A 25,410-nucleotide genomic window follows, 5' to 3' on the forward strand; every position below is an offset into this window, starting at 1 on the left:
GATAAATGTAGGTAAAATATTTTTTGGTTGGTTGGGGTTTTGAAATTTTTTTAATAACAAAAGCCATGGATGTTCATGGCTTTTGGTTTTTGTTTGTGTGCACGGATTGCAAATCCGCGCTAACTGTTGTGAATATCCGTGCGGTCTGGGTCGGGAATTACTCATCTAAAGCATCATATGGGTCTTTTCCGTATTCTAAATATTTTTCGAAAAATTCCAGTAATGTATCTGTAAGCTTAGGGAAATTGTCCTTTTCTTGTCCTTCATGATAACCATAAACAGGGGGATTATCTCCTTCATCCAATTTAAAAAACGCATAAATATATCCTTGATGGCTAGAAAAAACAAACACATTATCATTTTTAATTTGTAGTAATAAATCATCTTTTCCATCCTCTTCTAATTGTTCTATTAAGCCATCTTTATTGGTATAATCGCCGTAAACATTGTCGTAAAAAATAGATTCTCCCTCGAAACCTGTATAATCATACAAGCCAGATTTTACATTTGTGGCATCCGTATCTTTCCCCATAGATTCTAAGAATTCCTTATAACAAATTGGCAAGCCTTTGTTAATTTTAGCTTCCAATGATTTTATTTCATTTAAATTACAATTCTCTAGCGTAACTTTATTAGAATTGAGTCTATTGACTATTTTGTTTAAATATTTCATTATTAATATATTAAAATTTACAACTTACTTTTTACCCACACTTTTGTCACTTCGATATTTGGAAAATCATTTTGAAATCTAGTTATTATATCATCACAATTTCTGCATATTTTCAAATCTGAAACAATTTCAATTTTACCTGTTATTGTTTTATCATGTTTAAACATTTGATAAAGATATTCTATTTGTTTTTGCTCAGAATCGTATTGCCTATTTAAAGGTCCCTTATATTCTAATTTTTATAGCCTCTAATTTACCGCCTTTTTCAAATATAAACAAAAACCCATTTCTTATGGAAACGGGTTTGATAAGTTAGTTGTTGACACGAGCAAGATGCTCGCCTAGAGGGATATTAGAGGTTAAACATTTTTATACACTTTCATAAAGTTATCATAATCAAAAATTTCTTCAATATCTTTCTTTTTTAAAGTTTTTAAATGGTCTTTCATAATTTTAATAAACTCTCTTTTCTTTAAAGTTTGAATCTCTTCGCCCGAATCCATCGATAGCAAAGAAACTATACTGCCTAGAGAATGGACATGAAACTTCTTATAATTCTGTTTTGCATAATCTAATGCTGCGTCTTCGTCATAAAAATATAAAGTGCTTAATGCTGATGAAACAAAATACTCATCAAATCCTAAATCTCTATTCAAAGCTTCCAAACAAAGCTCTTTTGTTTTTGGATGATTTCTTTTCCCTATTTCTAATAGTACAAAAAACATTTCTTCATCCAAATCCAAACCTTCATTCATAATTTTGATTAAATTCTCATCTGTATAATTACTATAATCTTCTTTCATTTTTTAAAATATTTTAATTGTTTTTAGGTATAATTTTCCATTATCTAACTTCTGCCATTGGGTCATTATTGTTGCTTTTCCTTTTGGACCTTTGATTGTTGTAACAAACCATTCTCCTTGTTTAATTTTCGAAACATTTTTATTGGCTACAGCTAAAACATAATCGAAAACATTTTTATTTCCATGAATGTCGTCAATAAAACCTGCTTTCTCGAGACCTTTTTTATTATTTAATGATTTTAAGATATTTTCAATTCTTTTATCTAACAACTTTATTTTGTCAGCATTTAGAGGGGTTTTTTCAAAGACTTTTCTGGCTGTTTGACGAAGGTTTTTTAAGTCTGCTAATTCTTTCTGTAGAGTTACTAAATTGTCGGCATCAATTACTTTTCCTCTTGCATACATCAATATTTTATCGACGGGGACTAAGGCCTTATTAAAGCTAAAACAGAGGATTTCTGTACCATTGGTAGCTTTAATTATTTTTTCTGTTTTGAAAAATTTTGCTAAAGACTTCCAGCCTTCTAATACAGCTCTGTTGTAAACTGATATTAATAATTCTTTATTCTTCTTAAACCACTCCACAATAGCTTTCTTTATTCTTTGAAAAAAAGCCATTATTTCATCTGTTCCTTTAGAAAGAACCTCGCTCATTTCTCTAGCTAAAGCGAGTAAAGGCTTGGTTCCGTTGATGGCTTTTCCTTTTATTTGGGAAAGGCTTGTTAGGAATTCTTCGGGAATGAGTTTGCTGACATTGGTGATGCCTGAAACTTTAGTAATATCAGCAATTGGAATGAAAAGTGTTGCAATAAAGGCAAGTCCAAAACCAGCAAAGTAGGCAATCCTGTCGAAATTGTATTGTTCACTTGGGTTTTTTGAAGTGAAAAACTTGTTGATTTCGGCCAGTATTTGAAAATAGGTAGTAACAGCAGCGATAAGAACGTCAGTAAATTTAATTTTTTTTATGTTATCCCACAAGTCATCAATAGTTTCCAGGATGTCGTTGAGGTTTGTAGCAATATCGTATTGAGCAGAAAGCAACATTCCTAAGAACTTGAAAATTCCTGCAATAAAATCGACTAGACCGTTCCAAATTCCACACAGGAAAGCTATTTGTTCGCTTAATGCGAGTGTATCGATTTGAGTGTCTTTGCTGTTGTTATCGTAAAACGAGTTAATGATTGTTTGTATTTCATTATTGTAGGCAATGGTAAACTCTTGCAAAGCATTTATTGGCCTAGCAATTAACTGGGCTGTTTTTTCTTGCGATTGAAAACTATTAAACCAACTTAATTGGTCTTGGCTTTTTAGGGAGTTCGATAATGTGTTAATAAAGGATGTGTTGATTTGTAGTTCTTTCAATACATTTTCTTTATTCAAAAAATAGTCTTCTCCTTTCGAATCCCAAACGGTTTCGGGCACACTCAGGTATTTGCTTATTGCTTCGCCTACTTCATTGCACAGCCAGCCAATAGCCTTTGCAGGAAGCCCTATAAGGGAAATAAGATACAGCAATCCTTTTGCTACAGAGACTGTAATGGTGTTTTTAGATTTTACTTGCCCAGTTCTAATAAGCTCTTTTAGCATATCCAAGCTAAAATCGGGAACTAAACTGGTTAATCCTGCAAGTCCTTCGGCAGTTAATAAATCGTCTTTTTTTATCGATTTTCCAAACCTTGCAAAGAGGTATTGCTCACTGAAATCATTGGTGTTGTCTTCTAAAAATAAAAGAATTTCGTTGTCATTGACTCTACCTTCTGATTTGAGGTATAAATCTTCTAACTTGTCCTTACTTGTTGAAATGTAAACTAAGATCTTATATAGCAGCTTATCTGCATTTTCCTGAAATCCTTTGATGCCATTATTTTCCCTGTAGACAGGGATTATTTCAACCTTTGTTTCAGGTTCTTGGATAATGGTCGTATTATTATTGGTAATAGGTCTAATTCCGTTAAAATAATTTTCGGTTATTTCTTTAGAAGTGAGACTTTTAAAAGCATATTGCTTAGCAAACACGCTTAAATAATCAGAACTTAAAACACTATCGTTTGTTCTAAATTTATTTTGCTGTTTATTACCTATAATCTCCTCAAAACTCAACGGTTTTATCCCCTGAAGCAATGCCTGGGTTTCCTGATCGTATTGGTCATAATTATTCATATTTTTTTGTTTAAAGGGAATAGCAACCTAGGCCAGGGTTTTTTAGGCTCTGGCTAGGGTTGATTGGGGGTTTGTAAAATGGTTAACTGAGGCTTTTAATAGTTTTTATTGATTCTGTAGCCTCCGAAAGGATAGGTTTCTGCCAAAATTCTTTGGTTTGCAAGTTCCTCAATAAAAGGGTTAAACTTAAAACTCTTTACTCTCATTTCGACGGTATCAAAATCAGCTATCATGCTATCGGTTTGAGTATCAACTATGCCACCCGCCCAAGCTTTGGTTTTGTTTACAAGCCAAGGTTCTTCTGGTTTGGGTGCTGAGGGAAACCACATTCCGAAAGTAAATGCACCTGGTATATCTGGAATGGTTTTCCCGGCTTGTGTGTTGGTGTTTGTTTGTACTAAAACATCATCTACATAAAATTCAACCTTATCGGGATACCAATCAAACCGAAGTTTATGATAGGCACCATCTCCAAAATTCACCCCAGCTGGAGTTAGGTTGTCGCGATATTCTTCCCAATACTTGCCGTCTCCGATATTGACATCCCAGTTTTGGGTTTCGCCTCGCCAAGTATTGCATTTTATATTTTCGAGACTTGGCTGTGCTAAAACTCCTCCATCGAGATGGCTCGGGATTTCAATGTCGATTTCATGGTTCCTTGTTGTGTAAAAACCATCCTCAAGTGTTCCTTGCTGGTGCATTCCTTCGCCATTGTCGTTAAATGTAACAAAAGTGCCAGGCTCACTTATTAGCGAATTGATTTGGCCGGCTGTAAATTGCGTGTCACTAATAATTAGTTCGTCAATAGACATTGTCCTGTTAGTTACATTGGCTGTACCTGTGATTGTGTTTCTGTTGAATATTTGCCAAGTGTTTTGTGGAGTAAAGACTCCTGTTGGTTTACTCAGGGTTTGTTTCAAAACCCCATTTAAATAGCATTTAATGTCATTGACACCATCATAAGTCATGGTAACGTATTCCCAATTGCCTAGATTTAATCCAAAATTTGCGTCTGTAGTCAACATAGTGTTGGTTGAGGTTCTCCATGCAAACCTTAATGATGGGGTTGCATTTGAGCCTACATATACTAGATCCACCCCTACAGAGTTTACTCCCGATCCTAATCTAACAAGTCCATTTACTCTTCCAGGAGTGTAGGCCTCTGATTCTACTTTTAGCCAAAATCCTATCGTGAAAGGGCTATCACTTGAAATCTGATAGGCTAGATTGTTTAGAGTAAAAGGATTTAAACTAGAGCCGCTGTATCTCATGGCTCCATCGTTAACGGAGTTGATATTTAAATCTCCAACGCCATTAACCCTGGAGGTAGAACTTGGCTCGTTGATAGAGATAGAGGCATTTCCATTGGAACTATTGTATTGTAGGGGTAAGGTTTGGTTGTTAAAGCTAAACCTTGCAACATTATGATAGATTTCAGAATAGTCTGAATTCAGAAAATGGTTGTATCTAGGATCTGTTGGATATATTTCATTGTAGAAAAAGGTCCACATAGCTGAGCAAACACCCAGCACATTTGGAATTTTCACATCAAGTTCATAGGATCCAAAACCTGTTTTTTTATTGAATACTAAACAACCACCCACCCGATTTTTCCAAGGCAGCCCAAGTTTTGGATCATTAGCATGAGTATGGAATTTTTTGTTTCCATCTTTGTCAACGCCTACGATATTACCTGTATAATTGTCTCCATTTGCTTTAATGATGAGTTCGCCATTTGCAACAGAAATGTTTTCTGGTACAACACCACCATTTGCACCTCCCCATGCTCTGTTGAGTAAATAATAATTTTTGGATAATGTCATAGGGTCTGAAAAATCATCAAAAAAAGGTTCTTCTTTTAGCTCTATAGCTTTAATCAAGACCGGAAATTTGAAAGATTCCTTACCCTCACTGTTTCTGATAAAGAGGTCATATTGACCATACTGAAAATCAGGAGGTATGGTAATGCTAATTTTTTTATCAGTGAAAAGTGAAATCCATTCTTGCGGTACAATGCTTTCTGTTGCTGTTGTTTTTTCTTTAAGGACAACAACAGGTTGCTCTCTGTATAAAAGCCTGTTGATATTAGTGTTACTGATGGAAGCATTTCCTAATCCATATACATTTCTGTAAGCGAAAAGATTATTGGATACTAAATCTATATCGGCTCCAATCCTTATTGGCAAAGGAGCTGCGACAGATGGTGTTGTAATGGTTATTGATGCTCCATTTAGCAACGGCGTTGAGTTGCTGTCTGTGCTTAGGTATATTTTATTTAAATTACCTAGCGTTCTTACGATCACAAGTTTATGCCATTTTCCAATCGTTAAATTAGGAATGGTAAGCGTTTGCATATTTGCTACATTGTTATTGAAAGTTGTATAATGGAGGGTCGTTCCTTCTATATAAATTTCTAATCCAGTATTTGTGTTTCCATAGGAGAATAGGGGTAATTTTTGATTTGTATACCCAACATTTGGAAAAAACCATGTTGACAGTACAAAGTTATTTGTTCCGCTCGCTCCAATTAAGCCTAAAGCATTTAAGCCTGAATTTATATTTTCTGGTAATTGGAAATAATCTCCAGAATTGGTCGGTCTGAAGCCTACAAGATTGTCGAAAGCCCCTCCTATCAGCCCTCCAACACCACTTCCGTTTATAAAGTTCTCGAAAATATCAGAAAAGTTTCTTGATAATTCCCAATACCCCCCAACTCTTGGGAAGGGGTATAGGGATTGGGTGAGTTTATCACCATATATATCTAGTTGGTTTTCTCTTTCAAGTGTGTAGCCTTGTAAATGAGAGATATAGAATTCTTCGTCATAGTATATAGGATCTTCAGTATAAATCATCCTCCAATAGCCGTTTTTACCTACAAATTTAAATTGTTGCTCTTTCCATTCACCACTAACAGCAATATGTCTGTTTAAAATAGGTTTATATTCGTTATCTACCCCTATAAAGCCATTATCATTTCTCATGTTCTTAAATATTATCATTATAAATTACCCACTCTTGACCTTCTGCTGGAATACCACTTGGTGGTAATGTTGAAATTATGGCAGAAGTACTATTTTCAGCATCGCCTCGGAGTAGTAGAAAATCTGTTTCTTGAGCTATTATCATATTTGCACCATAAGAACCACCTTGACCTGTAAAGAGATAAGTTTTTGGTGTTTCATTATCCGTCACTTTGACAATGACATAGCCGTCTTCTTGTTTTTGAAGTTCAAAAGGCTCTTCAAGGGAGTTAATGAAATCAGAAATTGTAGTTCCTGTAATATCCCAACCCAAGTCCACAAGTTGTGTATGAGGAGCATTCAGATAATCGTTTACTGCCGCTTCGTTAGAATAGATTAATTCCAGATTTTCAGCAGTTAACGGAATTCCTTCAAAGCCATAATGTTCGCCTGTTTTGTTCTTGCCAAGATTGACTACCTTGTACTTAAAGACAGGAGTTACATAGCCTACTACAGATGGAGAAAATTGTGGTGATGCTGTAATAATATAATCTTCGTCTTCTAGAATGGTAAATCTTACAGGGTAAGGAAGGCCAGTGTTAATGGCGTTCAATACTTGAGTTTGAACATTTGTTCCTTCGCTATTGTAGGCCACTCTAACTACTCTGGTAATGTTGTTTTGTGCTTTTCCAGAAGATGATCCAGCCAACGTTTGACCCACGTCTTGCGTAATTTCACTTGAACACAAAGCTTCTTCCGGGTTTTCATAGGTTTCATCATTGATTTCATCATCACAATTGCAAGGAAGTGCTTTCACTACAGTTAGACCAATACTGTCTGCTTGCAAAATTGTAAGCGAAGTTGGTAGTCGTGTGATCCAAGCTTTCCCTTCTTGTTTTCCTTCTTGCTCATCTAGTTCTTCAACAATTGAAAGGAACAATTCGTCGTGGATCAATGGTACTTCGCCACCATTCCAGATTTTTCCTGTTTGCAAAAAGTAGCGAACGGCTTCTTCAAAACCTGGACGAACCGTAGCAACTACTCTGGCCATACCACTTTGCATAAAGTTGCGGAATAAAGGGTCGTTTGATTCATCATATTGATACAACGACGCCCAGTCGGTCTTGCTTCCCCAATAAAAAGGATATAAATTATAGGACATCAAATCCCATTCGAAAGCCTGCTCCATGAATTTTACAAAAGCAGCATAATTATCAAGGTTTTGATTCAGATTTACTTCATAATTTGTAAAACTATTACCGCTAGCCATGTTCAAACCATATGTTTTTTTGGCACCAGGTCTTCTGTCAATCATATACGAAATACAGTTTTTACGTAAGATCGTGTTTTCAATTTGACGGTAAAAACCTGGATTCGTACCTTTGATTGTAATTGCTTTTTGCTTTTCGGCTTCTAGCTTTTCTTTGTAAGCTGCCAAAGCATCTTCGTAGGCATCAATTATGGCTTTGAATGTTTCTTGTTGCCATTTTTGGATAGCTTCGGGTGTTAATTCACAAGCTATTTCAACATTGACGTTCCCAGAATGATATCCTAGTGCAGAATAGGAAACCGGAATTTTACCAATATATCCTTTTGCAAGGTTTTTACCTGGAGACGGAAGAGAAATATTTTTTGCACTGTTCTGCGAATATTTATTTCTCCCAACAATAACACACGAACCCACACCAGTTTCATCACTATTGTACCATTCAGCTGAAGCACTTGTTGTTATATACCCTTCTGGGATTTCTACATCTTCACTTCCTGCTGCAGTTTCATCCCATTCGTTTCCATTTGTTTCTGTAGTTACATAGGAAAATGCTTTTCCAATGGTAATTTCTTTTTTTGGACATGGAGAAATTTCAACATTATATTTTGAAGCCCAATATTTCGCTGTATCAGCATTAACTTTGGAGTAGTCTTTTAAATTCAGACTGTTTACAAAGAGGTTTGATTTCTTTATCAGACTAGCTGTAAATGAGGTCAAATCTTTTTGATAGGTCCTAGGATCTTGTGGCATTTCCAGTTCGGTAGATTCACTGTCGAGTCCTTCCTTCATCCCTAAAGTGTGCAATTTTCCTGGTTGAGGAATCATAAACTCAAACATTAATCGTTTTCCGTAGTTCACGACTTTGTTTTTATACAATTTATCTACCCATCTGTAAACGCCAACAACATGCTTGTCGCCTTGGGTATTGTCAAAACCATGCTTGTTGTTTTCTTCGTATTCTTCAACAATTTTTTCGATACGTTCTTCCTTTACTTTGTTAACAATTCTGTCTAAAGCTTTTTCGGTAATTTCCCTAGCCTGAGTAACAGATTGGCGTGTACTGTCCTCTTTGGAATTGTGGGTGGCAAAATTAGCGCCTCCGCTCAATTGAAGTTTCCCCATGTCGGCTGAAAACTGTGTTCCTGCAGAAAAATCATTACTTTGTTGGATAACTCTTGCTACTTCGCTTTGCATATCATAGCGTTCTGTAGAAGTTGTATCTGTCAATTTTTCTCTTTCAGATTCAGAAGATGAGGTTGTAGTATTCTCGCTTTTGCGTAATCTCCGAGTGGATTTCTCTTTGTATTCACGCGCCATGATGTTCTCGATATGGGCCACTTCTCCTTCAACATAGCAATGAACAGATTGTTCGACTCTTTTATAGTCGGCAATTCCTAATTGTTTCATTCCGAATCCTGCAGGAACAAATCCGTCATTTCCATCTTCTACGCCAACTTCTACATCATTTGTAAGTTGACCAATTAGAACATTACCCAAGTTTAAGTTTCCAATGACAATGTCTTTTTTTCTTCCGTTTAAAAATCTAATTTCTCCATTGAATGCTCCGGTGATTTCTTCGTTTGCTTTTACATTTCCAAGCGGAAGTGAGCTCAAGACGATATGGTTTCCAATCTTGTTCGACTGTGAAATCACGTTTGTAAATGTTTCGGGTCCTTTATCGAACGTATAAGAAAAACTTTCCATTTCCCATGAACTATCAGGCACTTCAAACGAAAGCATTGCTTTTTGTTCGCCATCTATAAGTGTATTCGCAGAAAGTTCATATTCAAAAGGATTGACAATGACATTGTGGTTAGATAATGGTATTAAAACCCCTCCCAGACTCAGCTTTTTATTTGCTGTAATCTCGGTGTTTTCGACAATAAGATTCCTGTTGTTGGTCATAAGGGAATCGATACTGGCAAAAGTTTTGTCAAAACTATCGGTATCTTCCAGAAAGCTTCTTTTCTCAAAATTTAATCCAGCAACAATAGGACCTCTAGCTTGAAGGTTACTCCGATCCGTTAAGGTTTCCAATAATTGAAGGCTTTCTTCTGATATTTTTCCACTATTGGCAAGATATGTTATATCCATTTCATTAGTGAAAGAAAAATTAAAAGGTGCTAAATCAGGTTCTGGAATAACAGGAGGAACATTGCAAGGATCTTTAGGGTTATATTCCAATGGGGAATTCCTGATAGAGCACCAGTTTTGTAAAGATTCTTTTACGGCTAATTTATGTACATCCAGATCAGGTTTAATGTCCTCTTGATATTGCTCTTGTGCGGCTTTTAGGGCCTCTGCATAATCGAGCAGATATTGATTATGAACTTTTTTTAATTCACCTTTTAGTTTTTCCAGTTTCTCGTTTTCATCCTCTGTATAAGTAATCACATGCTGTTTCTGCATGATACGGTTGGGTAGCAAGGCAATTCTTGGCTCAGTAGAAAGGGTGGAGAAGGTAGTATTCGTTTCTTCGTCAACTTCATCAACAAAAAACTCCTTTGGTAAAACCACACGGGCCTTCATTAACAAAGCATTTTTGGCATGGTTGCCTTCCTCGTAGTTTTCAATTACGTGAAGGGCATGTAATAATTGCATTGCAAGTTCTTTTGCGTAGAAATCCTTATGAGTGACAACTTGGTAAAAAATGTTATCCCATAAGATTGTTTTTTTATCATTTAAAAGGTTTTCAATTGGGAGTGGCGTTGCTTTTGCAATAGCAATTTTTGTAGCGAGTTCTGTTTTTGTATATCCAATTTTGTTTTTAGCCAGCCAAATGGAGAAAAGATAAATGTCATTATGAAGTAGCATTTTTAAGTTTTCCTTTGTTTGAGGTTCAAAACCGAATTCGATGTCGCTTATTAATTCCTTAAAAGCTTCTTGTTTATTGGTTTTTCCTGTCACGCTTGAAAACTCACTTGAGATTGAAGGCCTAAGAATAAACCGGATGTTTTGTTCAATATCGTTTGACAATTCAGGAGCCCTCATGGAAACAAATCGAAAGAGCGTGTTTTTAATTTCTGTACTCATTTTTTAAATTTTATTTATTAGATTAATTTCTTTGTAATTAGAAAATAAAACACCTTTTCAAATTCACTTTCCGGATTAGCTATCAGAAATTTGACCTTATCAATTAATTACAATGCAAATATATTGGAAATAAATCTAACAATAAAATAAAATATATTATTTTTTTCTAATGTTTTTTATTTTGTTTTAACTATTTGATTAATAGAGTATAATATAAAAGTATCACAGATATTCTCTCTGAAAATAAAATAATAATTAGAAAAAAAACTAATACTCAGCACGCTTAATTGAAATAAATGGTATTTTTATAATATAAAGAGATTCTAATTTTTGTAGTATAAGAAAATATTTTTCGTGTTGTTATTATTATAAAGCGGGAATTCATTGTAACGTTGAAAAAACGGGCATAAAAAAACCACCTTTTTCAGGTGGTTTTTTAATAAATCAAAATCTATATGATTGTAAATAATGGTTTGATAACTAGCCAGCATGTAGTCTCATCTGCATTTTCGGAAGATTCTTTAAGAACTTTTTCTTTGGCAATAATTTTCCTTGCACTAAGCTGTCCTTTTTCATACAAAGCTAGAGAAAGCTCTCCAGATAATGCAATCATCTCAAAATAAAAGAAATATTTTGATATTTCTCTGCCTAATTCTATATCATTTGCATTTGTTAGTGTAAGCAGGATATTAACAGACCCTGAAGATATTTCGGCTACACCGGCTACTCCTTTTACACCTGTTACAATTTTAGTGAAAATTTGTGTCTTTCCAGCAATTGTTTTTCCAGCTTCCAATATTTTATACAGCCTTCCTACTTTTATAATATTTCCAAAACCCGAAAGCGTGGTCAGAATATCAACCGTATATTCTGCAACCGTTAACCAGTTTTGCCAGAACGCACTTTCTTCTCTTGCATACAAAACAAAGGCTGGTAAAAGTGTATAGGGTTTATTTTGTTGTTCAGGGTCTTTAAATATAAAAGTAGGATTGTCGGCATTCATAATCGCTATTGGCGAAAAGTGATGGTAACCAACTGTAATAACATAAAAAAAGCTACTTGTTAAAGTAGCTTTTTATTGAAATTAATATCGAATGGCTTTCTTGATATCTAAATTAATTGCTAATTCTTTTGTCGAAAACTCTATGCTTTCTATTGGACTGTTATTTACAATATATTTATTTCCCTGCTTGTAGAATGAATTCTTGGCTAAAACTTCTTCTACGGTAGCCGTTAATAATGACATATCCTGGGGTTCTTTGAAGGTGAACAAAACTTTGTCATAATCTTTTGTTTCCTTATCGATTACCCATTCTATTTTTGTATCAGTTCTTAAAGGGCATAAAGGGTCTCTGTGTCCATTTTCATATACTTCGGCAAAATAACTGGTTGGGTATTTGTCTTTGTAAGCTTTTATAACTAGAAAAATAGCATCCTCTAACTTGCAGGTGTTTATGTATTTTGACAGGACGACTTGATCGTCATAAAATTTATTTTGAAGTTCGATGCCTTCAAAAACATCTTCATACATCTGTCCTACTCCAAATCGTGCAGGATTGTATAAGTGGTCTATGTTTACTGTATTCTTATCCATAATTATTGGATTTTATATATTCTACTTGTTTTAAATTAATTAACTCTTCAACCAATTCATCGGTTAGCGTTTGAGCCAATTTTTTGCTACTGGCCTTATGTAGCGGTCTTCCGAGTGTGTCTTTTCTACTTCCTTTTCTACTTCCTTTTTTAGCGAGTTTAGGATATTTTTGCCTTACTCTTTCTGCTATTTTTGAGGTCAGTTTTGTGAAATCGTCTCTTGTCATTTTTCCAATATTTTTTAACATATAATTGGACCCGTCTTTGGCTACAGCCCTAATTCCGCCTAATTTATTATTTATCACTATTTTTATATCATCAGCACTAATTCCGGTAGAAGTAGGATGATTATGCGAAAGAATTATGCTTCTAGAATCTTTACCTGATGTTTTTACTATATCATCTATTTCTCCTAATTTAAATCCAACAGAGTTCCTGCTTTTTTGGGTAATAGACTTTGAGATAGCTCTTCCGGCCTCATCAAAAAATCTAGCCACCTCATAACTTAATTCCCTTACTTCTTCTTCAAATTTAGAAACTTGTTTTAAACTTCCAAAATTGTCTAAATGTTTTGCCTGTAGCAAATATTTTATAGAGCCTGCTGCTTCAGAAATTTCAGCTATCTCATCCAAATGAACTAGAAGATCATCCGCTTCGTTTCTGGCAACTTTTCCCTCCCCTACTAAATCATCAAGTTGTTTTTCCAGGTTGGCAAGATCTTCGGGTTTTTCTACAAGTTTCTTGGCGCTATTCTTTAAACCTGTATGAATTGCAAGTGTAAGCTCGCCTGATAACGAGAGTAATTCTTCTTATCCAAATGAAAAAACCACCCGAAGGTGGTTAATATGCATTAAAAATACTTCTTAAATCTTTCTTCTTTAGAAATATAATGTGCAAAATCATTATAATCATCTTTGTCCCAATGATTTTTTATATGTTGTATCATTTCACTTATTATTTTTTCATCCTCACAATAATCTAATATAGAAATTGCAATATACCATGATGGTTTAAATGTTCTAAATTCAATTTTTACATTTCTTTCAGATATTAACTCTTCAAACAAAAGCTTCTTATATTTCTTTATTCTTTTTGCAAAAACAGGATAATAATTAAATTCTCCTTCATTTACGGGCTTTTGATTAAACCTTTTTATTAATGAATCATCGGATAATTCATCAATCTCTTTTTTCAAATCAAGTATATGTTCCATATTTTATTATTTTAAAAAATTTTCTATTTCTCTGACTAGATCAGAATCTGTTATTTTACCTCTACCTGTTAAATATTCTAATTCATTTTTGAAATTTAATTTTAATTGTCTAATTACCTCAATTTCATCCTTGTGTTTTAATTTCTTCACAAAATCAATTTCAGTTTTATAAGCATTAAATTCACTTCTGACTCTGAAATTGGTATCTCCTAACGCTCTCATTCCCATAAAGCCGGCTACTTCATCATCTAAAAAATGCTTGAGCTCATGTTCCCATGCTGATATAGAGGCTTCTTTATGGATATGTATCTGGCCAGGTTGTCCTTTTGACAATCCTGGAGAATAACCCAAAGCTTCTTCTAATTTGTAAATGACTTCTCCTCCTTTCGATTCTACATAAGCTAAAATTTTTCTTAATCTTTCCGGATGTGACTTATATGCCGCGCCTAAAATATCAGCTACAGGATCGGCTATCGAATTCAATTGTTTAAATCTATTATCTGCCATTTTTCTCAACTCCTCAACAAGCTCGTCTAGCTGCTTGGCTTCATCAGTATTTTTAGCACTTTCTTTTAGCACTTCTTTCTTTGCTAAAATTTTGCTGGCACTCTTCTGCATCTTCTCATACAAAGCTAGAGAAAGCTCTCCAGATAAAGCAATCATCTCAAAATAAAACAGATATTTTGATATTTCTCTACCTAATTCTGTATCATTTGCATTTGTTAGTTTAAGCAGGATATTAACAGACCCTGAAGATATTTCGGCTACACCAGCTACACCTTTTACACCCGTTACAATTTTAGTGAAAATTTGTGTCTTTCCGGCAATTGTTTTTCCAGCTTCCAATATTTTATACAGCCTTCCTACTTTTATAATATTTCCAAAACCCGAAAGCGTGGTTAGGATATCAACAGTATATTCTGCAACCGTTAACCAGTTTTGCCAAAAAGCACTTTTTTCTCTTGCATACAAAACAAACGCGGGTAAAAGCATATAGGGCTGGCCTTCCTGTTCAGGGTCTTTAAATATAAAAGTAGGATTGTCGGCATTTATGATGGCTATTGGCGAAAAGGGATGATAGCTGTATTGGAAAGTCTCCATCACTTCTTCGGTTTTGGTTTCTGTACCTCCTTGGCCATCCTTGGTTTGTGAGGTTTGATAAACGCCTGTCCCAACAGTTAAAGCTACATTTATGTTAGTGGTTTTCCAATCTATAGTTGCATTGTCGGTATGAAAACCTAATGTTTTATCCGAGCGATAATCAAGAATCACAGGGCTGTCATTTGTAATTATTTTACTCTTCTCCGGATCAATTTCCCTAAAGCTAGACAGCATCCATGTTTTGTGGATGATCTTGACAAAGTTTGTACTATTGTCTCCATCTATTCGATCGTATAAAAAGTGGAGATAACTCATCTGGTCGTGGCTTGTTTTTTCTAATAGTTTTATTAGAAAATTGTCCTTGTTACGTTCCCTTTCGGCTATAAACTTTATCAGTTTGAGTACAATGTTTTCTTCGGCTGCTCTACTGTGGTTTACAAGGGTATCGTTTTTTATGGCCTCATCCACAACTTTCCAAAGCGTATCCTGGCTTAATGAAAATAAAATATCGTCGCCCAAGTAATACAACACGGTTATGGCATCTTTATAATTTCCGCTGGAGTTGCTTATAATATTTCGTTCCAAGGGCAAGACAATCAGCTTTTCGAATTCATCTACAAAATCTAGTCTCCTGTCGCTTGCTTCATCGTCCAGATAATTAAAGTTAGGTTCTAATAGTATGGTTTCATTTAAAAAAGAAATAAAGGCACCTACAAAATTAAATTCTAAATGGAGTGCGATATCCTCTTGTGCAATGCTTCGAGAAAAGTTTTTTTTGCTTTTGGTATATAAATAAGTGATAGTGTATTTTCCTTTGCTGTATCCAATCCTAGGAATAAGATACATAGAGCCCGTTGTGTCTGATTTATACAAATCTACTTCTCGATCACTTAGCTGTATGAGGCTTAAAAGTGGATTTAAAATAGCACTTGATATAGTTCCAAATAGTGTTTTATGGTCGTCAAAAGTATAAATGTAAGTTCCCGTGGAGACATCCAAATTTTCAGGTTTAAAAACGATAGCATCACTAAAAACGTTTACCGTCTCCAATTCTTGAGCAATAAGAAGCACTTTTTTTCTTGTTCTGTCAAAGACATATTGATTAAAAGCATATTCAATATCAATAAAGGACAGGATATCTTCACTGATTTGTTCGGCAAGGCCAGTATCAACATTTACAAAGTTGTAACCATTGTTTTGGTAAATGGGCTGCTTTACATAATATTTTCGATCAAAATCGCTTTGAGTATAGTAAATTTTTGTTGCATTAAAATTTTCGAAAATATTGGTAAGGCGTTTGTAGGTGTCCAAATTCTCAAAACTAATCTTGTCTATGTCTATTTCTTGGCCAGTATCCAAAACAGTTGCCATAACTACATTTGTTTCGTCGCCTTCTAAGTTCTCTTCTCGTCGCCTATTGAGCCTTAAAAATTGTATTAATTCATCTAAATCATTCATAATTATTTTTTAAAAGTTAATTAAAAGGTTGTAATATTTTCTTCTAAAAAAGTATTATTCTTTCTAAATTATCCGGATGATTAGTAAGTTTAATAGACTTTTCTTTTAATTACAGTGCAAATATAAAAGAAAAAAAGCTTATATAAAACATAAAATAAGAAAAAAAGCTTATAAAATATTTAAAACACAGACTAAAATAAGCTAATGTCTTGGTTTTTCAGATTTTATTCCTATTTTTGCAATAATAAAATACGTTAGTTATGGTTTCTGAAAGAGTAGGACAATACATTGAGCGAAAAAGCATAAGCTATTATGCTTTTGAAAATAGCTTAGGAGCGAGTAGAGGAAGTATTTCCAAAGCGGTAAAGGAAGGAAAGAGCATAGGCTCGAATGTTTTGGAGAACATCATGAACGTTTATACTGATATCAATCCGAATTGGTTGCTAACAGGGCAAGGAGAAATGCTTGTTAATAACGAAGATCTTTTGAAGAATAGAAGTATTGAAACTTTTCGCTTGAAGAGTGATAATGCTATAGAAAGTCAGCATATTCCTTTGTATGATATTGAAGCAGTGGCTGGGTTGGTTCCGCTGTTTCAGGATTCGAAAGCACAGCAGCCAATTGATCACATTTCTATTCCACATTTGCCTAAGTGTGATGGAGCCGTTTATGTAACAGGTGATAGTATGTATCCACTTCTAAAAAGCGGGGATATTGTTTTATACAAGGAAATCCATGACATCAAGAACGAGATCTTTTGGGGCGAAATGTATCTTTTGAGTATTGATATGAGCGGTGAAGAATATATTACGGTAAAATATATTCAAAAAGCTGAAAAGGAAGGTTTTGTAAGGCTTGTAAGCCAAAACAAGCACCATCAGGACAAAGACGTAGAGCTCTCTAAAATTAAAGCCTTAGCGTTGATAAAAGCGAGTATTCGTATTAATGCAATGCACTAAAATTTACAAAAAAAAACCCGAAACTTTCGTTCCGGGATAATAACGCAATTGGTTTGATTAACAATAAACTATCTTTATGAAATTTATAAGTTCCGAATTTTGTTATTTGTTTTTTTTCTAAAGTTAATTGACTATTTAAACTATTACTATGATTGGTTTAAAACCTTTCAACCGCCATAAACCCTACTTTTATTTTATAGCACGAAGGTGAAAAAAGATACCATAACTACAATTTTTTGAAAAGGAAATTGCGTGACATCCGAGTGGAAAATTTGTGATGGTAGTTTAAATAATTGTTTTTTAGAAAGATATAAGGTTCTAAAAAAATAAAAAAGACTGCTTCTTCAAGTGAAAAAGCAGTCTTCTGGAACTTAAAAAAGTTTAAATTTATTTCGTAGAATAAACATTATTTTCCTGTTTTACATCAGCCATCATCTGGCTTGGGTCAATCAGGATGGTTTTAATATCGCTTTTATTCTTATTAATCGTCAATTCATAGGTAGGGAAGGCCCAAGCCCAATCAGCAAGAACGGTTCTCTTGATTTGAGGATATGGGTTTTCTTTTTGGGCAAACATCATTCTTAATGGAATATAGAAAGTTTCAACCGTGCCATCATTATATTCAACCAAAATATCGATAGGCATTGGCATTCTTCCAATTCGTTCCAAAGTTACAGTGGTGTTAGCTCCGCTTTCTTTCACTTCCTTTATGCTGTAGTCGATAGTGTTGGTGGTTTGTGTCCAATCGGTCAAATACCAGTCCAATTCGGCACCCGAAACTTTTTCCGCCACGCGAATAAAATCATTTGGAGTTGGATGTTTAAACATGAATTCTGCATAATATCTTCTCAAGGTTTTCATCAGATTTTCATTTCCAATTACATAACCTAATTGGCTCAAAAACACACTTCCTTTGCTATAAGCCGAGATACTATATACTTGGTTCACATCATGACGATCTGCATGTGTAGTTTGTGGCAACTCTTTTCCGGAGTTTACCATAAAATAATAGCCATTATAGGATCCTTGAAGCGGATTTTCGCTTGGCTTTTCGGCAAGAGCATTTTCGGCAAGATCGGAGATGAAAGAGGTAAAACCTTCGTCCATCCAGTAATGTTTGCTTTCGTTTGTTGCCAAAAGAAATTGGAACCATGAGTGAGCCATTTCATGAGCTGTAACGCCAAAGAGTCCTGCAAAACTACCGTTTCCGCTGATCAAAGTACACATTGCATATTCCATTCCGCCATCGCCACCTTGAATGATGGAGTATTGTTCATAAGGATATTTTCCAACATTTTGATTGAAAAATTCCATTAGCTGAACGGCTTTTGGTTGCAAATTTTTCCAATTCTGAAGTATATCAGGATTGTTTTTGTAAAAGAAATGCAACTTTGCACCACCAGGAACTTGAGCCGTGTCATGAATATATTCTTTATCTGCAGCCCAAGTGAAATCATGCACATTTGGAGCTAGAAAATGCCACGTTAGGTTTTTGGTTTTTTTGTCATGTTTAACGGTAACTCCTTTATCTTCATAACCATGACCAATTTCGTTTGGGTTTTGCAAATAGCCAGAACCTCCAATAGTGTAGTCTTTATCAATCGTAATTTTCACGTCAAAATTTCCCCAAACGCCATAAAATTCACGACCAATGTAAGGATCAGCATGCCAACCTTCGAAATCATATTCGGCTAGCTTTGGATACCATTGCGTCATAGAAAGTTCAACACCTTCGGAATTATTCCTACCAGAACGACGAATTTGAACAGGAACTTGTCCGTCAAAATCTAAAGTGAATGTCGTTTTTTGCTTTGGTAAAATCGGCTTGGCCAACTTCACTTCGAGAATAGTTCCGATCGTCTTTGTATTTGCCGAAATCCCATCTTGCTTGAAATTCAAGATTTTTAAATAGCCAATTTCATTAGGTTTTAAAGTACTGATGCGACTTTCTTTAGTTTCTTTATCGGCAACTTTAAAGGATTTGATCATTCGTTTATCTGGATCAGCAATCGATTTGATTCGGGCATCCATTTCGCTTCCCGGTTGGAATGCATTGTTATACAAATGAAAAAATACTCTCGTTAAAGTATCCGGCGAATTATTGGTGTAAACCAGTTCTTGTTTTCCTTTATATTGATAGGTTTTCACGTCCATCGACAGTTCCATTTTATAATCGGCTTGTTGTTGCCAATAGGAAGTGTTTTGGGCTGATAAATTTCCAAAACCAATAGAAAAAATTGAAAGTAAAAGGATTTTTTTCATACAGCTATAAATAAAAACGGAAGGCGTGAACCTTCCGTTAGTGAATATTGGATAAAATTTATTTTTTTGACATTTTTTCAGCCATTTGCAAAGCGGTGTAAGCATTTACAATTCGTCCTGATTTTGATAAAGAAGCAAAAGGTTTTTTGTCACCTTTTGGTCCACCAACTTGAACATCAGTATTGATTTTTGTTCCTGATTCCATCAAGATTTTTTTCACTTGGCTTGCTGTTAAATCTGGATAGTAAGAACGAATTAAAGCAGCAACTCCAGCAGCATTTGGAGCAGCCATAGACGTTCCAGCTAGATATTTGTATTCATTTTTTGGAGTTGTAGCATAGATTTGAACTCCAGGTGCAAAAACGTCAACATTTATAGCTCCATAGTTAGAGAAATTAGCCACAACATTAGTTCCATATTGGAAATTTAAAGCTCCAATTGTGATTAGATTATCAGCAATTTCAGTTACTTTATCTTCAGAATCATTTGGATAATTGTCTTCTACATCAATATCTTTTGCATCATTTCCTGCAGCATGAACGATTAAAACGTCTTTGCTTTCGGCATATTTTATAGCTTCAAAAACCCATTGTTTTTGTGGAGAAAATGATTTTCCGAAACTTCCATTGATCACTTTTGCACCATTATCAACAGCATAACGAATTCCTAATGCGATGTCTTTGTCATATTCATCTCCGTCTGGAACGGCACGAACAGTAAGGATTTCTACATTATTTGAAGCTACACCGTCGCCCCCAAGATTGTTGTTTCTACCTTGAGCTACGATTCCAGCAACGTGAGTTCCGTGAAGCGCTTCGTCTTTATCTGGACCAATCACGTTATTATTTCCGTATTTTTTGTCGTTGATATCTCTTGGATTATCGCCTAAAACGGTTCTGTAATTTTTATTGATGTGTGTCTCATAAGAGGTTACATCATCAAGTTCTTTTTGAATTTCTTTTTTCAAATCTTCCACTGGCAAGCCATAAGAAAGCATTTGTTTCATCACTTTTTGAGCTTGAACGATTGATGCATCTGTAGAAGAAATGGCATTTACCTCTTCAACAGTATAAACATTCTTGTTTAGGTGTTTTTTCAATACATCATCTGATGCATTCACAACCGTCAAAGTTTGCTCGATTTGAGTTTTTGCCTCAGAAGATTCTGCTAATTTTTTATCCACCATCCCTTTGGCTTTCAAATAAGTAGCTTCATCGGTCAAGGTTTTATCCATTGCGATTCTTTCATATTCCAAACGTTCTTTGGTGATGTCCCCGAGGAAATTCCATCCGTGAATATCATCAATGTAACCGTTTTTGTCATCATCAATTCCGTTTCCAGGAATTTCTTTTGCATTGGTCCAAATTACAGTATTTAAATCTTCGTGCTCAATATCAACACCAGAATCTACGATACCAACAATTACTTTCACGCCTTTTTTGCCTTTCAACAATTCTGCATAAGCTCTATCAACACTCATTCCTGGAACCGTGTCCAAAAGAATATCAGCATGACTCCATCTTTTTAATTGGTCATCTGTTAATTTAGCATTCTTTAGCGGAAGCTTGTCAACATTATAGGTAACCACTTTCGAGGTACCACAACCCGTTAATGCTAAAGCAACTACGAGAGATAAATAGGATAATTTTACTATTTTCATTTTTAAATATTTGAAATTTAATTGATTTGTCAAAAATACTTTTAGTTTGTTACAATTATGGATGCAATTAACAATAATTTACGATTCTTTCAAAATTAAAGAATGAATTATCCGTTTGCCGAACCAGCCCTTTGTTTGATGTCATCAGCTCCGCCTGCTCTTCTTCGTTGCATATTTTGTCCGCTTCCAAAGTTATAAGTGTAAGATAATGTAGCCACACGAACATCTCTTCGAACCTTGAAGCTTTCTCTATAATCTTTAAACTCGGTATCGGCTGTTGTTTTGTTAGTATAAAAAATATCGTTTACCGCCAATTTCAAAGTGCTGTTCTTGAACTTCTTCTGAAAACCGATGTTCACAAACCAAATCGGATCTACATCCATAAAAGCATATACTTCTCGAGCTCGATAATTTCCGGTCAATTCAGCAGAATAGCCTTTTCCAAGTTTAAAGCTGTTGACCGAATTACAATTGAAGGTAAAATTTCCTTGGTTTTCCAAAGTCGTGTTGGCAACCGTTCCAGAATACGAACCATAATAAAAATTCAAGCTATTGTTGTTCGACCACCATTTTGTAATTTCCAAAGGCATCATCACAAACAAACCATAAATATCGGCAGTATTCAGATTTTTATTGGTTTGAACCGTCAATTGCTGGTCGTTTTCTGATGGAGCAATTACTTCGGTAATATTATCGGTTGTTCTCGAAAAGTTCAAGGTAGAATATATTTTCTGATTGAAAACATGCGTGATTTCAAAAGAATGGGTCGTTTGGGGTTTCAAATATGGATTTCCTTCCTTGTAAGTCGTCGGATCCAAAAAGAATTTAAAAGGATTCAACTGATCATAACTCGGACGTGAAATTCTTCGGCTGTAATTGAATTCCAAGCTGTTCTTCTCGTTAAAAGTATAACTCACAAAAGCACTCGGAAAAAGTTGGGTATAATTGTTCTTGAAAGAAGTATTATCAACTAACTGTTCTCCCGTAATATTTGTGTTTTCAATTCTGAAACCCAAATAAGTATTCCATTTCCCGAAGGTTTTTGAACCATTCAAATAAACCGCATTGATGTTTTCGGTATAAATAAAATGATTGCTTTTAGTTGCGTCAAAAACCGGAATTCCTGTACTAATGTCAAAGAATTTCAGGTTATTATCGGCTTTAACATAACTCGATTTTAGTCCGGTTTCCAGTTTGATTTTATTTTTCAGAGTCATCACAAAATCCGATTTCAAGGCATATATATTCAAATCTCCTGCAATATCGCCATACAACAAATAGGGATTTTGAAATTCCGAATTGTTCAAATCAAAATAGCGGGTGGTGAAATTCTGTTCGGTTTTATTACCATAATTCGCATAATCAAAATCTGTCGTTAGTTCCGTTCCCAAAGTGTCAATCACAAATTTATGGTTGAGGTTTAGCGAATGATTGTGCCAGTTATCCTTTGAATTGTTATTGGTTTCAAAGCGTGAAACTTTCGAATTCGAGGCATCATAAACATCCGAAATATTTTTTCCTGTCGGATCAAATTTATTACTGACTGCATTTGCCACAATTCCAAAAGTATGTTTTTCGCTGGCATAAAAATCGGCACCAACTCGCCCGATATGATTTCTGAAATTCATCTTCAAGTAATTATCTTGGTCATAAGCTCCTGTAAAAACGCCTTCGTCATAAAACTTTCGGTCCAGAAGCAATTCGTTAAAACCTTCGCGATAGGCAAAACTATAATTCCCAAAAATATTCACGTCTTTATTTCGATGGTTCAAGCTGAAATTGCTATTGCTTTTCGGATATTTCCCTTGTCCATAAGCGGTGGAAATACTTCCGTTTGTGCCTTTACGCTTGTCTTTTTTCATTTTTATATTGATGATGGCCGAACCTGAAGCGTCATATTTTGAACCTGGATTGGTAATAAATTCAATTTTCTCCACATTTCCCGACGGAATTCCACGAAGATAATTCGCCAAATTTGTGCCTGACATTTGTACCGCCTTTCCATCAATCTGAACCAAGATACCACCTTTTCCCCGAAGGCTGATGTTGTCGTTATTGTCAACATTCACGCCAGGAGCTTTTTCCAAAACCTCAAATGCCGAAGAACCTGTGGCACCAATCGAACTTTCCACATTCAGAATCATCACGCCATCTTTCCGCTCGATATAGGGTTTCACTTTTGTAATGACCACTTCGTCAAGTTGCTGTATTTCAGAAGTTAAAATTATTCCGTTCAAGTTCAAATTTCCATTCACTTCAAAAGGTTTTCCAACATATTTTGTAGTGCCGTTTTCCGAAATCTTAATGAAATAAGTTCCGTTCAAAACATTTTCAAAAACAAATTTTCCTTCCAAGTCAGCTGTTTCGGTTTTAACCAAACTGTTGTCCATTGGGTTTATCAGTGAAAGTAAAGCATCCGCGACAGCGGTATTATTTTCCGACAGAACTGTTCCCGAAATCGTGTTTTTCTCAACTTCCAAGGTTTGTCCAAACACAATGGAAGTCATCGCCGAAAGGCAAAACAGCATAAAAATTAAAATAATTCGTATCATGATTGTTCGTTTTTGATTGATGATTGCTTCGCCATTTCGCTGACGCTCGTGTGATGATTGATTTTGTTTTTAATGACAATTTTCTATAATTGTTTTCAATGTCCGATTCATAATTTCCAAATCCTCAAAAGAAATTCCCGTCAAGGCCGTTTTCCTGTTTTCCAAAACCAACGTTTGCACTTTGTCGATAATTGATTTTCCCTCAGTGGTCACTTTCAAATTCGATTTTCGCCTGTCGTTTTGGTTCACTTCGCGTTCCAGATAATCCGATTTTACCAAAAGTTCAATGATTCGCGTCACCGAAGCATTGTCCTTAAAAACTTTCTCACCCAATTCCTGTTGCGAAATTCCCGGATTTTCCAAGATAGCCTTGATGATGAGCCATTGGTCAATCGTGATTTTATAGCCGTTTTCCTTGAGTTTCTTCTGAGCAAAATTCCTATACGTTCTAATCGCCTTGTCCATCGTATAAAAAGTAATGTCTTTGAGTTTTTCCATTTCGTGAATTAATTTAAACCAAAAGTATAAATGATTTATCAATATTTGATATATCAAATAAATATTTAACACAAATTTTAATTTTTTATAAGAAGCTATTCCGGCTATCCGTTTCAAGCTCTCGTTACAAAAGCAATTTTTCCAATACCACAAAAGGAGCTTCCGTTGGTCGCTCTTTTGCGTCAGGAAAAATAAGCTTTTGTAATCTCGAGGCTTTCCACTTCTATCCGGGCTATGGCTATAGTGAATTCAATATACTTTAGTGGAATTACAAAATCTCTTCACAAGAAAAAACTTCTTTCAAGCGAACACCTTTCTCCGTATTTTCAACCGTGATGATTTGATTATGAGCGTCGTGTTCCAACCATAAATAGTAATTGTTATCTGCAGCTTCCGTCAAGAATTTCGCTTTTTCAGGCATTGTCAAAAGCGGACGAGTATCATATCCCATCACGTATGGCAAAGGCAAATGTCCCGCAGTTGGTAACAAATCGGCCATAAAACAAATAGTTTTGTCGTGATATTGAATCTTCGGAATCATCATTTTTTCGGTGTGACCGTCAACATAAAAAATTCCAAATCCCAATTCTTCCGACACACCAAAATCACCTTCAGGTCTTCTGATAAAATTAAGCTGACCGCTTTCTTGCATCGGAATTATATTTTCAGTCAAAAATGACGCTTTCTCTCTCGGATTTGGTTTCGTTGCCCAATCCCAATGATTGTCGTTGGTCCAGAATTTAGCATTTTTAAAAGCAACTTCATATCCAGTCCTGTCTTTGTTCCACTGAACACTTCCTCCACAATGATCGAAGTGCAAATGTGTCATAAAAACATCGGTAATATCATCTCTATTGAAACCATATTTTGCCAAAGAAGCATCAATCGAATGGTTTCCCCAAAGCGAATAATAACCAAAAAATTTCTCCGATTGTTTGTCGCCCATTCCGGTATCAATCAAAATCAGGCGATTTCCATCTTCAATCAAAAGGCATCTTGCAGCAATATCGATAAGGTTGTTTTCATCAGCCGGATTGGTTTTGTGCCAAATCGTCTTTGGAACCACGCCAAACATAGCACCTCCGTCGAGTTTAAAATTGCCAGCTTCAATGGGATATAGTTTCATTTTTTATTATTTAATAAGTTTCCAGTAAAAGTAAGATTTTTAGAATTTACAGATTAAAAGAAATAAATCAACTAAATTTAAATAAATTA

General features: G+C 35.0%; 16 protein-coding genes and 1 pseudogene. 1 reads left to right on the plus strand and 16 read right to left on the minus strand.

Annotated features, from left to right (window positions below; translation table 11 throughout):
* Window positions 1-157: 157 nt before the first annotated feature.
* The 11 genes and pseudogenes from G508_RS0102460 to G508_RS0102510 form a co-directional block, all read right to left on the minus strand.
* On the minus strand, window positions 158-673 hold the full coding sequence (locus tag G508_RS0102460; RefSeq protein ID WP_026703837.1) for an SMI1/KNR4 family protein: 516 nt from the start codon (window positions 671-673) through the stop codon (window positions 158-160).
* A gap of 17 nt (window positions 674-690) precedes the next feature.
* Window positions 691-882 (minus strand): annotated as a pseudogene (locus G508_RS20570) (deaminase domain-containing protein); the annotation flags it as partial.
* A gap of 150 nt (window positions 883-1,032) precedes the next feature.
* The gene (locus tag G508_RS0102470; RefSeq protein WP_026703838.1) at window positions 1,033-1,476 is read right to left on the minus strand and encodes a hypothetical protein; all 444 of its coding nucleotides are present in this window, start codon (window positions 1,474-1,476) and stop codon (window positions 1,033-1,035) included.
* 3 nt (window positions 1,477-1,479) lie between these two features.
* Window positions 1,480-3,636 (minus strand): hypothetical protein, encoded by a 2,157-nt coding sequence (locus tag G508_RS0102475; protein WP_026703839.1) that lies wholly within the window; start codon window positions 3,634-3,636, stop codon window positions 1,480-1,482.
* 95 nt (window positions 3,637-3,731) lie between these two features.
* Window positions 3,732-6,617, minus strand: coding sequence for a LamG-like jellyroll fold domain-containing protein (locus tag G508_RS0102480; RefSeq protein ID WP_169628009.1), 2,886 nt, complete (start codon window positions 6,615-6,617; stop codon window positions 3,732-3,734).
* A 4-nt stretch (window positions 6,618-6,621) separates the two neighbouring features.
* A complete protein-coding gene (locus tag G508_RS19390) occupies window positions 6,622-10,899 on the minus strand; it encodes a hypothetical protein (protein ID WP_157485860.1) in 4,278 nt (1,425 codons plus the stop codon).
* A gap of 451 nt (window positions 10,900-11,350) precedes the next feature.
* On the minus strand, window positions 11,351-11,902 hold the full coding sequence (locus G508_RS0102490) for a hypothetical protein (RefSeq protein WP_026703841.1): 552 nt from the start codon (window positions 11,900-11,902) through the stop codon (window positions 11,351-11,353).
* 81 nt (window positions 11,903-11,983) lie between these two features.
* Entirely contained in the window at window positions 11,984-12,493 is a 510-nt protein-coding gene (locus tag G508_RS0102495) for a hypothetical protein (protein ID WP_026703842.1), read from the minus strand.
* Complete coding sequence (locus G508_RS0102500; protein WP_026703843.1) at window positions 12,486-13,124, minus strand: hypothetical protein; 639 nt, start codon at window positions 13,122-13,124, stop codon at window positions 12,486-12,488. Before G508_RS0102500 ends, G508_RS0102495 begins: the two co-directional genes overlap by 8 nt.
* Window positions 13,125-13,342: 218 nt before the next feature.
* Window positions 13,343-13,705 carry a hypothetical protein gene (locus G508_RS0102505; RefSeq protein ID WP_026703844.1) on the minus strand — a complete coding sequence of 121 codons (363 nt, stop codon included), beginning with the start codon at window positions 13,703-13,705 and terminating at the stop codon, window positions 13,343-13,345.
* Between the two features lie 6 nt (window positions 13,706-13,711).
* Window positions 13,712-16,264, minus strand: a complete 2,553-nt coding sequence (locus G508_RS0102510; RefSeq protein ID WP_026703845.1) for a hypothetical protein — start codon at window positions 16,262-16,264, stop codon at window positions 13,712-13,714.
* 260 nt (window positions 16,265-16,524) lie between these two features.
* On the opposite strand from G508_RS0102510, the gene G508_RS0102515 reads away from it, so the two are divergent.
* Window positions 16,525-17,223, plus strand: a complete 699-nt coding sequence (locus G508_RS0102515) for a S24 family peptidase (protein ID WP_026703846.1) — start codon at window positions 16,525-16,527, stop codon at window positions 17,221-17,223.
* A gap of 387 nt (window positions 17,224-17,610) precedes the next feature.
* Here the strand turns inward: G508_RS0102515 and G508_RS0102520 are convergent, their stop codons facing one another.
* The 5 genes from G508_RS0102520 to G508_RS0102540 form a co-directional block, all read right to left on the minus strand.
* Window positions 17,611-19,485 carry a M1 family metallopeptidase gene (locus G508_RS0102520; protein ID WP_026703847.1) on the minus strand — a complete coding sequence of 625 codons (1,875 nt, stop codon included), beginning with the start codon at window positions 19,483-19,485 and terminating at the stop codon, window positions 17,611-17,613.
* Window positions 19,486-19,543: 58 nt separating this feature from the next.
* Complete coding sequence (locus G508_RS0102525; protein ID WP_026703848.1) at window positions 19,544-21,145, minus strand: S8 family peptidase; 1,602 nt, start codon at window positions 21,143-21,145, stop codon at window positions 19,544-19,546.
* A gap of 107 nt (window positions 21,146-21,252) precedes the next feature.
* Window positions 21,253-23,697 carry a TonB-dependent receptor gene (locus G508_RS18460; RefSeq protein WP_084625903.1) on the minus strand — a complete coding sequence of 815 codons (2,445 nt, stop codon included), beginning with the start codon at window positions 23,695-23,697 and terminating at the stop codon, window positions 21,253-21,255.
* 69 nt (window positions 23,698-23,766) lie between these two features.
* Window positions 23,767-24,195, minus strand: coding sequence for a MarR family winged helix-turn-helix transcriptional regulator (locus G508_RS0102535; RefSeq protein WP_026703849.1), 429 nt, complete (start codon window positions 24,193-24,195; stop codon window positions 23,767-23,769).
* Window positions 24,196-24,463: 268 nt separating this feature from the next.
* Window positions 24,464-25,321, minus strand: a complete 858-nt coding sequence (locus G508_RS0102540; RefSeq protein ID WP_026703850.1) for an MBL fold metallo-hydrolase — start codon at window positions 25,319-25,321, stop codon at window positions 24,464-24,466.
* Between the last annotated feature and the right edge of the window lie 89 nt (window positions 25,322-25,410).

It is taken from the genome of Flavobacterium soli DSM 19725, assembly GCF_000422705.1.
GTDB lineage: Bacteria > Bacteroidota > Bacteroidia > Flavobacteriales > Flavobacteriaceae > Flavobacterium > Flavobacterium soli.

Bases quoted from the DNA above. Each gene is read 5' to 3' on its own strand.
- G508_RS0102520 (WP_026703847.1), bottom strand. From the start codon at position 19,485: ATGAAAAAAATCCTTTTACTTTCAATTTTTTCTATTGGTTTTGGAAAT.
- G508_RS0102510 (WP_026703845.1), bottom strand. From the start codon at position 16,264: ATGAATGATTTAGATGAATTAATACAATTTTTAAGGCTCAATAGGCGA.
- G508_RS19390 (WP_157485860.1), bottom strand. From the start codon at position 10,899: ATGAGTACAGAAATTAAAAACACGCTCTTTCGATTTGTTTCCATGAGG.
- G508_RS0102540 (WP_026703850.1), bottom strand. From the start codon at position 25,321: ATGAAACTATATCCCATTGAAGCTGGCAATTTTAAACTCGACGGAGGT.
- G508_RS0102480 (WP_169628009.1), bottom strand. From the start codon at position 6,617: ATGAGAAATGATAATGGCTTTATAGGGGTAGATAACGAATATAAACCT.
- G508_RS0102470 (WP_026703838.1), bottom strand. From the start codon at position 1,476: ATGAAAGAAGATTATAGTAATTATACAGATGAGAATTTAATCAAAATT.
- G508_RS0102515 (WP_026703846.1), top strand. From the start codon at position 16,525: ATGGTTTCTGAAAGAGTAGGACAATACATTGAGCGAAAAAGCATAAGC.
- G508_RS0102460 (WP_026703837.1), bottom strand. From the start codon at position 673: ATGAAATATTTAAACAAAATAGTCAATAGACTCAATTCTAATAAAGTT.
- G508_RS0102505 (WP_026703844.1), bottom strand. From the start codon at position 13,705: ATGGAACATATACTTGATTTGAAAAAAGAGATTGATGAATTATCCGAT.
- G508_RS0102525 (WP_026703848.1), bottom strand. From the start codon at position 21,145: ATGAAAATAGTAAAATTATCCTATTTATCTCTCGTAGTTGCTTTAGCA.
- G508_RS0102535 (WP_026703849.1), bottom strand. From the start codon at position 24,195: ATGGAAAAACTCAAAGACATTACTTTTTATACGATGGACAAGGCGATT.
- G508_RS0102475 (WP_026703839.1), bottom strand. From the start codon at position 3,636: ATGAATAATTATGACCAATACGATCAGGAAACCCAGGCATTGCTTCAG.
- G508_RS0102490 (WP_026703841.1), bottom strand. From the start codon at position 11,902: ATGAATGCCGACAATCCTACTTTTATATTTAAAGACCCTGAACAACAA.
- G508_RS0102495 (WP_026703842.1), bottom strand. From the start codon at position 12,493: ATGGATAAGAATACAGTAAACATAGACCACTTATACAATCCTGCACGA.
- G508_RS18460 (WP_084625903.1), bottom strand. From the start codon at position 23,697: ATGATACGAATTATTTTAATTTTTATGCTGTTTTGCCTTTCGGCGATG.